This is a genomic window from Jezberella sp., from assembly GCF_964834465.1.
Map to the genome: position 1 here is coordinate 123,412 of NZ_CBAZRM010000005.1, position 12,890 is coordinate 136,301.

Sequence of the window (12,890 nt, forward strand, 5' to 3'; positions counted from 1 at the left end):
GTGTTGACGATCAGAATGCACATCAGGCATGAAGCTTACCGCAAACGAGCGTGAGATGGTCGATGCATGCTACCGTATTGATGGATGATGAAAAAAGGAAATCAAGCAGTGTGGATTGAGAAAATCGGACCCGCGTTTGCAACCGCTGTCTTTCGCACGGTTGCCGCTTTACCATTACCGGTTGCACAAAAAATTGGACGGTTTTTTGGTTGGATCCTCTGGTGCTTGCCAGGAAGCTATAAGCGCAGAGCGGCTCAAAATCTATCTCAAGCAATCCCCGGCACCAGCACGGCGTCTATCCGCAAGGCCATCATCCCAGTGGGGCAATTATTTTTTGAAATGCCTTATTGGTGGGTCAAACGAGATGACGTCTCTGTGAATCGCTATGTTGATTGCGATGACTGGGATCAATTTAAAGACGCCCTGGCGCTCGGCAAAGGTGTCATTTTGCTGTCTCCGCATGCGGGATGCTTCGAATTGTTGGGCCCGGTTTACAGTAGTCGGTTTCAATCGACCGTCTTGTTTCGCCCACCGCGATTGGTTTGGTTACAGGACTGGATCGTCAAGATGCGCAGTCGTGAAAAACTGGTGATGGCACCGGCCAATCAATCTGGGGTACGAACTCTCGTCAAGACACTAAAGCGCGGTCATACCGTTGGCATTTTGCCGGATCAGGTACCTGTGCTGGGTGAAGGCGTATGGGCGCCCTTCTTCGGTAGACCTGCATACACCATGACAATCGTCGAGCGGTTGCAAAGTCTAACCGGTGCGACGATCTTCATTCTGGGTGCAAAACGTCATGCCAAAGGGTGTGGCTTCACCATTTTGCACAAACGGATGACAGAGCCCTTATCCAAAGACCCTGTTGAAGCGGCCACACAAATCAACGTTGAGATGGAGGCAATGATCCGCCAAATGCCAGATCAATACCTCTGGGGTTACAACCGTTACCGCGAACCACGCGCCAAGGGGGAGCGTTAACGCAGCGATGTTATTTGATCAGTCGACTCGTTTACCGGTCACCGCGCCGAAGTAATGGATGCAGCCTGCTCGCGGTTTAACCGTCAATGTGGAACCAATGCGCGCGACCAACTGATCGTCGTATGAGCGCAGAATCAGCTGATTTCCCCCGAGAGAGCAGTAAATCAAACGCTCAGCCCCCAACATCTCGACGGCCTCAACCACCACTGGCCAGCCATCGGGATCAATCTCCAAATGCTCAGGACGCACCCCTAACACTTGGCCGGCCGGGACGCTTGGCATATTTTTAAGTAAATTCATGGGGGGTGACCCCATAAAACTGGCCACAAACATCGAAGCAGGCCGGTGATAGACTTCTTCTGGGGTGCCAAACTGTTCGACAATCCCTGCATTCAGGACAACCATGCGCTGGGCAAGTGTCATGGCTTCGACTTGATCATGTGTGACAAACAAAGAGGTGATGCCTAGCTCGCGGTGCAGTTTTTGAATTTCGAGCCGGGTTTGCGCCCTCAGCTTTGCATCCAAGTTCGATAGCGGCTCGTCAAAAAGAAACACTTTGGGCTGTCTGACGATAGCGCGACCCATCGCGACTCGTTGTCGCTGTCCACCTGACAAGGCACCTGGCTTGCGATCTAAGTAGGGCGCTAGTTCAAGAATACCAGCCACTTTATCGACACGAGCCCGAATCTCTGCCTGAGGTACTTTTGCAATCTTTAACCCATAAGCCATATTGTCAAAGACTGTCATATGCGGATACAGCGCATAGTTTTGAAACACCATCGCAATGTCGCGCGCTGCGGGCTCAAGCTCATTGACGACTTGTCCGTCAATGGCAATCGTTCCGCTGGAGATCGCTTCAAGACCAGCCACCATTCGCAACAACGTCGACTTGCCGCACCCCGAGGGCCCGACAATCACAATGAATTCGCCGTCCTCCACCTGTGCGCTCAGATCGTGAATCACCTGCACCCCGGCTCGAGCGTCGCCGTATTGCTTTTTAACGTGGGTAAATGTAATGGATGCCATATCAGCTTTATCCGGTTATTTCTCTGCGTCGACTAGACCCTTGACGAACCATTTCTGCATGAGCATGATGATTATCATGGGCGGAATCATAGCCAGCACAACATTGGCCATCACGACATTCCAGTCAGGGGTTGTTTCGGTTGAAATCAACCGCCGAATGCCCATGACGACGGGATACATATCCTCACTGGTGGTAGCCAGTAAGGGCCACAAGTATTGATTCCAACCGTAAATAAACTGGATAACAAAAAGCGCTGCAATGCTCGTTCTGGATAAAGGCAACAAAATATCCCAAAAAAATCGCATCGGCCCTGCCCCATCCATCCGTGCCGCTTCGGTGAGTTCGTCGGGAACACTCAAAAAGAACTGTCGAAACAGAAATGTTGCGGTTGCAGACGCAATGAGGGGGATCGTTAACCCCGCGTAGCTATTCAATAAGCCGAGGCTCGCTACGACATCATAGGTCGGTCCGATTCTCACTTCGACCGGTAACATCAAGGTCACGAAGATCATCCAAAACACCAGACCTCGAAACGGAAATCTGAAATAAACGATGGCAAAAGCTGACAATAAGGAAATGGCAATTTTGCCCATAGAAATGATCAGCGCACTGATCAGGCTAACTTTCATCATCGGCCAAGCAGGCACAATCACACCCCCTTGCGAGGTTGAGCCGCCAAACAACGCGAGCCGATAGGTCTCGATGAAGTGTCCTCCCGGCAACAACGAGATAGGCGCGGCGGCCGCGATCTCTTCGGCACTCTGGGTCGAGGCGATGAGGGTAATGTAAAGTGGCAAGGCGACCGTCAAGACCCCCAAGATGAGCACGACATGTGACAACCACGTCAAACTGGATTTGCGCTCAACCATGGACTGATCTCATGAATATTGCACCTTGCGTTCAACAAAACGAAACTGGGCTACCGTCAGCATGACGACGACAATCATGAGGATGACCGACTGCGCCGCAGACCCCCCCATATCCATCGCCTTGAATCCGTCGTAGTAGACGCGATAGACCAGTGTCGAGGTTGAGGCACCTGGCCCGCCGTGAGTGGTCGCATCGATAATCGCGAACGTTTCAAAGAACGCGTACACCACATTAATCACCAGCAGAAAGAAGGTCGTGGGCGATAGAAGCGGAAACACGACCGTCCAGAACCTATGCCAAGGTGTCGCACCGTCGATGGCTGCCGCCTCAAGCAACGATTTTGGAATCGACTGCAAGCCTGCCAAAAAAAACAGGAAGTTGTAAGAAATTTGCTTCCAGATTGCTGCAATGACAATCAAGGTCATCGCGTTGCCGGTGTCGAGCAAGACATTCCAGCGAATGCCCATGCTTTTGAGCGCAAAAGCGATCACGCCCATCGGCGAGGCGAACATGAACAGCCACAGCACACCCGCCACAGCTGGCGCAATCGCGTAAGGCGCAATCAAAAGTGTGCGGTAGACGCTCGTACCACGGGCGATACGATTAGCCATCACCGCCAGCAAAAGGGCCAGGGACAAGCCGATGACAGCGACCAGTACGGCAAAGACTGCGGTGGTGTAGAAGGATTCGAGATAAGTTGAGTCAGAGAATAGTCGTTGAAAATTCTCTGATCCGACATACGTCACTGAGGTGCCAAAGACATCCTGACTTAGAACACTTTGGTACAACGCCTGCGCGGCAGGCCAGAAAAAAAAGACCAGTATCACGAGCATCTGTGGCGCAATCAGCACCCACGGAAGCCAATTCGATTTAAACCGGACTTTTTTTTCCATTGATCAGCTTACTTGGTATTCGCTTTGGCAAAACGCTCTAAGAGCTCGTTACCTCTTTTCGCCGCACTATCCAACGCTTCTTTGGTACTTTTCTTTTCTGACCAGACCTGCTCGAGTTCTTCGTCGATGATGGTTCTGATCTGAATGAAGTTGCCTAACCGAATACCGCGCGACTTATCGGTTGTCTTGCGAATCATCTGAGTCACGGCGACATCGGTACCGGGATTCTCTTTGTAAAAACCAGATTTGTCGGTCAGCTCGTAGGCAGCAATCGTGACCGGCAAATAACCTGTGCGCTGATGGCTCGCCGCGGCGACCTCAGGCTTGGACAAATAGGCGTAAAACTGACCAATGCCTTTGTAATGATCGGCAGGCTTGCCGCTCATTGTCCACAAACTCGCGCCACCGATGACCGTATTTTGAGGGGCACCCTTTACGTCGGTATAGTAAGGTAGCGTCGAAATGCCGAACGCGAACTTGCCGCTTCGTTTGACGTCCGCATAGGTCGCGGACGAACCTGTCAACATCGCGCACTCGCCTGAAACAAAGTTGTTGGTTGCTGCGCTTGCTCGACCCTTGTATTTGAATAAACCCTCTTTTGACCACTTTTCGAGATTACCAATATGACGCATTTGCAATGGCGCGTTAAAGGCCAAGCGTGCTTTCAACATGTCACGCATCCCGTTACCCTGGGTTGCAAACTCTGTGTCGTGCCAGGCGCTAAAGCTCTCTAGCTGAACCCAGCTCATCCAGCTCGTTGTGTAGGGGCATGTGCTACCGGATGCCTTGAGCTTAGTCATGGCGACTTCCATGTCTGCCCAAGTCGTCGGTGGCTTTTCAGCATCCAAACCAGCCGCTTTGAACGCGTCTTTGTTATAGAACAAAACCGTGGTTGAGCTGTTGAACGGGAAGCTGAGCACCTCACCATTAGGCGCCGTGTAATAACCAATCACTGCAGGGACATAATCCGTTGGTTTGAAGGAGAGCCCCGCCTTTTTCATGACCTCTGTCACAGGCACGATCGTGCTTTTGCTTGCCATCATCGTCGCAGTGCCAACCTCGAACACCTGCAAGATATCTGGTTGATTACCGGCGCGAAACGCTGCTGCCGCAGCCGTCATCGCTTCATCGTAGCTACCTTTGAGTACAGGCACGACTTTGAACTCTGACTGACTCTCATTAAAGTTCTTGGCCAGATCATTGACCCAACCCTCAAGCGCACCAGACATGGCGTGCCACCAGATGATTTCAGTAGCGGCGTACGATGGCGCAGCAACGGTCAGCGTTGCGGCAGTCAAACAAACCGTCGCTACGGTGCGAGAGATCTTCAATTTCATGCTATCCCCAGTTATCTCGATATGAGCCTCGGACTTTAGCGTCCGCATGTGACATTTTTACTGCAATTGTGTCACAAACATGTTATTTATCGAACAGACCTTCGCGTAAACCCCCATAAAACCAAACGAGAGCTAGCCGATTGTTGTCAGTGATAGGTGCTGCTGGGTTTGTACTCTTTGGGAAAATCATCTTCCAGCGATGTCTCTACTGGATTGTTCATGACATTGATGGTCACAAACCAATGGGCGTGACCGGCAACCGCATTCAGTAGCGAGTGCAAGCCTAACCCAAGATCCCGTGCAAGGCTGACGTTGAAAGAGTTGCGACCGGTAATCATGAACTCGAACGTCAGGAGATCTGGCGCAAACGCGCAGGCAGCATCTGCCACTAAGGCTGGCTCGACATCAGCCCCAAGCAAATTGCCTGCCTGAGGCCTTTCTTGGAAGGGCATACTTTCTTTTGGTGCGACCGTTATCTTGGGTGCCGGCGCTGGGCTCATCGCAACTTTCGCATGACCACCCAGACCTCGGCCGCTTTGGGTATCCTCGCCCTCGGTCGCACAGTTGTCCGTGTTACCGTCAAACCGTTGCGCCTCGACTGGAATGGGTCTCGATTGCGCGCGACCAAAGTAATCATTTGCACTATTCGGGGCTGGCGTTTGACCGATCAGACCGTCAATTTTTAAAAATATCGAGAGACGTTCGAGCATGAACCGACAAATGCGCCGTGTGACCACGAGACTCAGGTGTTTATCTGCGCCCAAGTTCATACGCATCAGCATCCTGTCTTCTTGGTCAAGGTACATGACCTGTATTTGTGAGATTTCCATAAGATCTACATCGGGATTACGCTAAAAACCGGCCTCAACAGCCTGATACTATCGCGAATATGACTTCTCGTCGTTAGCTTTTTGTTATAAAAGCAGATGCCCGCCAGACTAACCCCCCGCGACTTTACAGTTAAGATCGCTTTCTAGACAAGATCAATCGTGGCAGTTTATGGGATTATCAACATGAAAAGATTTCTACCCTGGATGGGTGCCGTGTTTGTTTCGATGATGGCACTCAGTGCTTTCGCAGCCGAAGCAGATGTGTATCCTTCACATCCCATCAAATTGGTCGTACCCTACGCACCTGGCGGAACCACAGACGTCCTGGCACGCCTCATTGCTGCCAATTTGTCTGAAAAGCTCGGGCAGCAAGTTATCGTCGAGAACAAGCCCGGTGGTGGTAACAACATTGGCACAGAATACGTGGTGAATTCGGCCCCTGATGGTTACACGATGCTGCTGGCAAATCCGGCGAACGGCATCAATACGACGTTGTACCCAAAGCTGCATTTCAATTTTCTACGTGATATCGATGCGGTCGCTGGCATCGTTCGTACGCCCAATGTGATGGCAATCACAAAAGTGAACCTACCCGTGAACAACGTGGCTGAATTCATTGCCTATTGCAAAGCGAATCCAGGCAAAATCAATATGGCATCCTCGGGTAGCGGCACATCGGTTCACCTGTCTGGGGAACTTTTCAAATCCATGTCAGGGTGTGACATGACCCACGTGCCGTATAAGGGCGCAGGTCCCGCGCTCACCGATCTGATTGCAGGGCAGGTACAGGTCATGTTTGATAATTTGCCTTCATCGGCACCGCACATCAATGGTGGTCGCTTAAAGGCAATCGGCATGACCTCGGCCAAGCGCGAACCATCGATGCCTGACGTGCCTTCTATTGGCGAGACCATCCCAGATTACGAGGCGACGGCATGGTTTGGCCTAGCAATGCCTAAAGGCTCTCCGAAAGCCGCGATCAATCGGATTAATGCCGAGGTTAACAAAGCCCTGGCAGAACCCAAAATGAGAGAGAGACTGCTCGAACTCGGTGGATTGCCCATCCCAGGCACACCTGAAGACTTTGGCAAAACCATTGCAGACGAAACAAAAAAGTGGGCCGTCGTGGTCAAACAGTCTGGTGCAACGGCAGACTAGCGATGGGTTTGGGCTATTGATTACTTGGTGGCGGCAATCAAGCCGCCGTCAACCACGATGTCTTGCGCGGTGATGTAGCGGCTTTGGTCGCTCGCTAGAAACAGCACGGCATGAGCCACATCCCATGCATCACCCATATGCCCCGCGGGAACCTGCTGGTGGCGATGTTCAACGAAAGCCTCGAACTGACCACCTGCGTATTTATCTGCCAATCGCTTGACCAACGGAGTGAACACCAAACCGGGTACCACACAGTTCAGCCGAATCCCTTTGTTTGCATATAAAACTGCGGTGGTTTTGGTCAATTGCATCAAGGCTGCTTTTGCCGCCGCATAGGCCACCTGAGGCTTGCCGACGTATCGCAGGCCGGCGACGGACGAGATACTAATCACCGAGCCACTGCCTTGTTTTTCCATAATTGGCAAGATCGATTTCATGGTTAAAAAGGCTGATTTGACGTTCAAGTCGAGCTGACTATCCCACGTCGCTTCGCTCATTTCGACGGGCCCTCCTGGCTCTGATTGCCCCACGTTATTGATCAGAATATCAATTCGGCCAAACCGTTCGAGACAGGCCTGAACCATCTTCTGAACATCCTCAGCGCTTGTCACGTCAGCGGCCATCACAAAAGCGTTGCCGCCTTCGCTTTGCACGAGTTGCTGGGTGACTTGAGCCGCTTCGAGATCTCGATCTACGCCAAAAATTGTTGCTCCTTGGCGAGCGAGCAAAACGGTGATTGCTTTGCCGTTGCCCCACCCTTCACCGCGCGTACCGCAACCGGTTACCAGTGCCACCTTGCCATCGAGTCTAAGCATGCTGTGTGTCCCCCATCAATTGAACGGATTTTTATGAGGGCATCATAGATCAATGCACGCCCTACCCGAGAGTGCGCCGAGCGGGTAATATCAAATGAATTGGTCTCAAAACTACAAAAACACCCACTCATGACGACAAAACACAAGCTGTTCAATCGAAACCTGGTGATGATGATTGTCTGTCAGGGGCTGTTTTTAACCAATAACGTGACGTTTGCGGCCATTAACGGGTTAGTGGGTTTTTCACTGACCCCCATCCCGTGGTTAGCGACCTTGCCACTCATGGGCTATGTGGTGGGAGGCGCCCTCTCAACGAGCATCGTCGCCAAAACTCAACGCCGCTATGGTAGAAAAAAGTCGTTCCAATTCGGTATCGTCGTCGCTATCTTGTCAGCACTTCTCTGTGCTTTGGCCGTGAGCCTGCACAGTTTCATACTGCTCATCACGGGTACCGTCGTCGCTGGCTATTACAACGCCAATGGGCAAATCTACCGATTTGCTGCGCCCGAGCTTGCTCACCCCAGCATGCGCGAAAAGGCGGTCTCATGGGTGCTGGCAGGTGGTTTGATGGGTGGCATTTTTGGCCCGAGCATGACGGTGCTGACTAAAGATGCACTGAGCATCCCTTTCATGGGGCCCTATCTTGCCTTAGCGCTGATCGGGGTGGTTGCCTACATTCTGATGGCCCAGATTCACTTCCCCGATGACGCACGAACAGAAGCACCAAAAACGAGTGGCCGGCCACTTATCGACATCATCAAACAACCCCTGTTTTTTGTGAGTGCGTTAGGCGCCTCCCTTGGCTACGGCATCATGAATTTGCTCATGGCGGCAACGCCCCTCGCGATGGATGTCTGCGGATTTCCGTTTTCGGATGCGGCGCTGGTGTTGCAATGGCATGTCATCGGCATGTTCGCGCCAGGTTTTTTTACTGGTTCCTTAATAAAAAAGATCGGCGCAATTCAAGTCATGTCGATTGGGTTGCTGCTGAATCTCGTTTGCGTTGCGATCGCATTGACGGGTGTTGACCTGCGTCACTTTCTGGCAGCACTGTTCATGCTGGGCGTCGGCTGGAACTTTCTTTTTGTCGGCAGTACGACCCTGGCACTCAACGCCTACAAGCCTGAGGAAAAAGACAAAGCCCAGGGCGCCATCAATTTTTGTGTGTTTGCCGTGATGGCGGTCACTTCCCTGAGCTCGGGTGCCCTACTCACCACCAAGGGATGGGACTGGATGAATTATGGATCCCTCATCCCTATTGCCATGGTCGCCCTCGCCCTGCTATGGCTAGTTAGTCAACGCAACATAAAAGCGAATTCCGTTTAGAGATTGCCTCACCAACTGATAAAGGTTCAATGATGTTGTCATACTGGATGCACACGAAAGAAGGTCAAACCACCTTAGAAACCAGATCCATCGATATACCGACGCCTGGTCCAAACCAAGTACTTGTCGAACTAAAAGCAGCCAGTTTGAACCGAGGCGAGTTCGTCGTCGGCCATGGCCTGCACAAAGGTGATCAGGCCACCCAGATTGGCATGGAAGGGGCTGGTGTCATTGCCGGTCTGGGCGAAGCGGTCTCAGGATTCGCGGTCGGCGATCGAGTCATGGGTCGTTGCAAAGGTGCCTTTGCAGAATACGCCTGCATGGACACAAGAGAAGCCATGCTTATCCCTGCAAATCTGTCCTTCGAACAAGCAGCGAGTGCGCCTTTGGCCTTTTTGGTCGTGCACGACATGTTGACGCTCCAGGGTGAATTAAAAGCCCATGAGTGGCTGCTCATTAACGGGGTATCGTCTGGTGTCGGTGTTTGTGCCCTGCAGTACGCCAAAGCAATTGGCGCCAAGGTGATTGGGACGTCAGGCTCGCCAGACAAGCTGGCCAGGCTCAAACAGCACGGTCTGGATGTTGGCATCTGCACACGCCAACCAGACTTCGCCAACGAAGTTTTGTCAGTTACCAACGGACGAGGGGTTGACTTGGTCGTCAACACCGTCGGCGGAACCGTGTTCGCCGAAGACGTTAAATGCATGGCATTTGAAGCTCGGTTTGCCATGGTCGGCTACGTCGACAATACCCTCAGCGCGGAGATCGATCTGCAGGCACTGCACGCCAAGCGATTGAGGTTTTTCGGCGTGTCAAATAAGTTGCGCACCCCTGAACAGAGAGCCGAGTTCTTGCCTGCGTTTAAGCGAGATATTCTGCCCTTTCTTGGTGACGGAAGCATTCAGCCCCTGGTTGATGAGGTCTTCCCGTTTGCTGATCTGGCCCAAGCAAAAGCCATGATGGAGACCAATGCACACGTCGGCAAAATCGTCATCCGCATGCCAAACACGGGCGTTTAAAGCCCGACCCAGCTGTCCGCTGCAGCGCTGAAATTGCTGCTCGGACAACCGCTGGCTCAACCTTCTATGGCCATGATTAAAAAACAATTTGCCTTCGCTGTTGCGCTACTCTTGATCAGTGCCAGCCACGCAGAATCAGGGGTGACTTTATATGGCATCATCGATTCAGGTTTGCTTTACCAAAATATCAGTGGCAACAGCACCTATAGCGCCGCGCGAGCCGGTTTATCCAGTGGCTCACAGACGACGTCCAGGTGGGGGATGCGTGGTGCCGAGGATTTAGGTGCTGGTTATAGCGTCAACTTCACCCTCGAGAGCAGCTTTGAAACCAACGACGGTGCACTGCTCTCAGGCGGCAGAATCTTTGGATTGCAATCTTGGATAGGTGCCACCAAACAAGATCTGGGTTACGTCAGATTCGGCCGTCAAAGCAGTTTTGCGCTTGAGAATTTTTTACCAATCGACCCCTTTCGTGGCGGCTTTGGCCAAGCAAGGATGGCGATGGCATTCGGGTCGTCAAACTCAAACACGAAATATAGTAATTTGCTCAAAGTGATGGTCGAACCCATCCATGGATTAAAAGTCGGGGCAGGTTACTCGTTCGCACCACAAATGAACACCACCTATTACAACGGTGTAACCGCGATCAGCGCGACCGCTGCTGACTACAACTTCAACACGATGAACAACACTCGGCTCATCACCCTGGGGATGAATTACACCAGTGGGCCACTGGTGCTCGCGGCTAGTTTTGATCAGGTCATGCCTGACGCAAGTGCCCAGGTACCAGATGCCTTGTCTCGCCCGGGAAATATCCGAGAATGGATTTTGGGCGGCAAATATGAGATCGACTGGATGGTCCTATCCTTTGCCTTTGGGCAAAACGCGGGGGGGACGATCAACAACCAAGCCATATCAGCAACCAGCAACGGCAAGGCAAGTGTTGATGGTGTCTCTTGGGGGGGTGGACAAGGGTCGATCATGTTTGATCCAGATATGCGCTACAACGCTGTTATGCTGGGGGCTACCTTCCCTCTCGGCGCAGCGTCGAAAATCTTTACGTCGTGGACACAAGCCCATAATACGGGGTCGAGCAATGCGGCAGCAGGTGTGTCGAGCCAAAACATCTATAGCGTTGGATATCAATACGACCTATCCAAACGAACCGACCTCTACGCGGCAACGTCTTATGCAACGAACGCTGGCTTTGTCAGTGGTGTCAACAGTTATCTCTTGGTGAGCGGCTTGCGCCACCGGTTTTAACGCCAGTTTGTTACTCGACCGCTAGTTCTCTTTGCAGGGGAAACCCTAGCCGACGAATCAGTTCACCCGCAGCTATACTCAAGCGACAACAGGAGACCGACCCCATGAACATGTTTAAAACATTCAGCTTTGTTTCGGCAGCAGTGCTTTCGCTGGGCATGGTATCAACCACTAGTTTCGCTGCTGATGACGTGAAGATCGGTGTGATGTTTCCGTTGTCAGGTAACTCGGCAAATGCGGGCAAATCCGCGGTTGCCGCGATCGAAATCGCGGCCGACATTATCAACAATCCACAACCTGGGTTCGAGACGTTGCCACTCGGCGCTGGTAAAGGATTACCTAACCTAGGCGGTGCAAAGATCAAACTGGTCACGGCCGATCACCAGGGCAATCCCAGTGAAGGCCAAGCGCAAGCCCTACGATTGATCACACAGGAGAAAGTCGCGGGTATCGTCGGCGTCTACCAATCTTCGGTGGCGGTGACAGCCACTGCAATTGCCGAGCGCAATATGACACCCATTGTCATTGGCGATAGCGTGGCGACCAATATTACCGAGAGGGGCTTCAAATGGACCTTTCGCACCACCCCAGTCGCAACGGACTTTGCCAATGCTTACATGGAATACCTCGAGGACTTTAAGAAAGATGGTCATCCAGCGAACAACATTGCGCTCGTTTATGAAAACACCGACTACGGTGTCTCTGTCTCGGGTAGCATCAAAGACGTTGCTGTCAAACATGGCTTTAATGTGACCGCAACGATCCCTTACAACGCAAACGGCGCTGACGTCTCGGCTCAAGTGTTGCAGTTGAAAGAGAAGCGCCCTGATGTCATTATTTTCATTTCCTATACGTCAGATGCCATTCTGTACGTTAAAACCATGAAAAGTCTGGATTACCTCCCACCATTGCTCATCGGTGATGATTCGGGCTTTTCGGACTCGGCTTTTATTAAAGCGGCCGCACCCTTGGCACAAGGGGTTGTCAATCGCAGCGCATGGACGACTGGCCCCAAGGACAGCGTAACCTGGCGCATCAATGAGATGTTTAAGGCAAAGACCGGTCAAGATATGGATGACACCAGTGGTCGTGATATGCAGGCATTCTGGGTCATGGCCGATGCGATCAACCGTGCGGGATCTACAAAGCCAGAGGCCATTCAAGCAGCTTTGCAAAAAACTGACATGAAAGCTGAGCAAATGGTGATGGGCTACAAGGGTGTCAAGTTTGACGAAAAAGGTCAAAACACCTTGGCGGCAACCTACATCATCCAACTGACTGGCGATAAGTATTATTCAATCTGGCCCAAACGCGGTGCTGAGAAGCCATTAGTCTATCCCTACAAGGGCTGGAACTAAATCACAACGTCGC

12 protein-coding genes are annotated in these 12,890 nt (G+C 52.0%); 6 read left to right on the forward strand and 6 right to left on the reverse strand.

What is annotated here, in order from left to right:
- The first annotated feature begins 87 nt into the window (after positions 1–87).
- A complete protein-coding gene (locus AC1W8Y_RS05380; RefSeq protein ID WP_482013447.1) occupies positions 88–981 on the forward strand; it encodes a lysophospholipid acyltransferase family protein in 894 nt (297 codons plus the stop codon).
- A gap of 18 nt (positions 982–999) precedes the next feature.
- Here the strand turns inward: AC1W8Y_RS05380 and ugpC are convergent, their stop codons facing one another.
- The 5 genes from ugpC to AC1W8Y_RS05405 all read right to left on the reverse strand — a co-directional run bounded on the left by ugpC (position 1,000) and on the right by AC1W8Y_RS05405 (position 5,938).
- Positions 1,000–2,007 (reverse strand): sn-glycerol-3-phosphate ABC transporter ATP-binding protein UgpC, encoded by a 1,008-nt coding sequence (ugpC, locus tag AC1W8Y_RS05385; protein ID WP_482013448.1) that lies wholly within the window; start codon positions 2,005–2,007, stop codon positions 1,000–1,002.
- A gap of 15 nt (positions 2,008–2,022) precedes the next feature.
- The gene (gene ugpE / locus AC1W8Y_RS05390; RefSeq protein WP_482013449.1) at positions 2,023–2,877 is read right to left on the reverse strand and encodes a sn-glycerol-3-phosphate ABC transporter permease UgpE; all 855 of its coding nucleotides are present in this window, start codon (positions 2,875–2,877) and stop codon (positions 2,023–2,025) included.
- Between the two features lie 9 nt (positions 2,878–2,886).
- Positions 2,887–3,771, reverse strand: a complete 885-nt coding sequence (ugpA, locus tag AC1W8Y_RS05395) for a sn-glycerol-3-phosphate ABC transporter permease UgpA (protein ID WP_482013450.1) — start codon at positions 3,769–3,771, stop codon at positions 2,887–2,889.
- An 8-nt stretch (positions 3,772–3,779) separates the two neighbouring features.
- On the reverse strand, positions 3,780–5,108 hold the full coding sequence (gene ugpB / locus AC1W8Y_RS05400; protein WP_482013451.1) for a sn-glycerol-3-phosphate ABC transporter substrate-binding protein UgpB: 1,329 nt from the start codon (positions 5,106–5,108) through the stop codon (positions 3,780–3,782).
- A gap of 146 nt (positions 5,109–5,254) precedes the next feature.
- Entirely contained in the window at positions 5,255–5,938 is a 684-nt protein-coding gene (locus tag AC1W8Y_RS05405; RefSeq protein WP_482013452.1) for a hypothetical protein, read from the reverse strand.
- 183 nt (positions 5,939–6,121) lie between these two features.
- Here AC1W8Y_RS05405 and AC1W8Y_RS05410 point away from each other — a divergent pair, with 183 nt between their 5' ends.
- Positions 6,122–7,096 (forward strand): Bug family tripartite tricarboxylate transporter substrate binding protein, encoded by a 975-nt coding sequence (locus tag AC1W8Y_RS05410; protein WP_482013453.1) that lies wholly within the window; start codon positions 6,122–6,124, stop codon positions 7,094–7,096.
- Positions 7,097–7,116: 20 nt separating this feature from the next.
- Here AC1W8Y_RS05410 and AC1W8Y_RS05415 read toward each other — a convergent pair whose 3' ends face one another.
- Positions 7,117–7,911, reverse strand: coding sequence for an SDR family NAD(P)-dependent oxidoreductase (locus AC1W8Y_RS05415; RefSeq protein WP_482013454.1), 795 nt, complete (start codon positions 7,909–7,911; stop codon positions 7,117–7,119).
- Between the two features lie 129 nt (positions 7,912–8,040).
- Here AC1W8Y_RS05415 and AC1W8Y_RS05420 point away from each other — a divergent pair, with 129 nt between their 5' ends.
- From AC1W8Y_RS05420 to AC1W8Y_RS05435, 4 genes are all read left to right on the forward strand, one after another.
- Positions 8,041–9,237 (forward strand): MFS transporter, encoded by a 1,197-nt coding sequence (locus tag AC1W8Y_RS05420; RefSeq protein WP_482013455.1) that lies wholly within the window; start codon positions 8,041–8,043, stop codon positions 9,235–9,237.
- Between the two features lie 29 nt (positions 9,238–9,266).
- Positions 9,267–10,256: a quinone oxidoreductase family protein gene (locus tag AC1W8Y_RS05425; RefSeq protein WP_482013456.1), complete on the forward strand. Its 990-nt coding sequence runs from the start codon at positions 9,267–9,269 to the stop codon at positions 10,254–10,256.
- Positions 10,257–10,322: 66 nt separating this feature from the next.
- On the forward strand, positions 10,323–11,519 hold the full coding sequence (locus AC1W8Y_RS05430; RefSeq protein WP_482013457.1) for a porin: 1,197 nt from the start codon (positions 10,323–10,325) through the stop codon (positions 11,517–11,519).
- Between the two features lie 104 nt (positions 11,520–11,623).
- Positions 11,624–12,877, forward strand: coding sequence for an ABC transporter substrate-binding protein (locus tag AC1W8Y_RS05435; protein WP_482013458.1), 1,254 nt, complete (start codon positions 11,624–11,626; stop codon positions 12,875–12,877).
- The last annotated feature ends 13 nt before the right edge of the window (positions 12,878–12,890 follow it).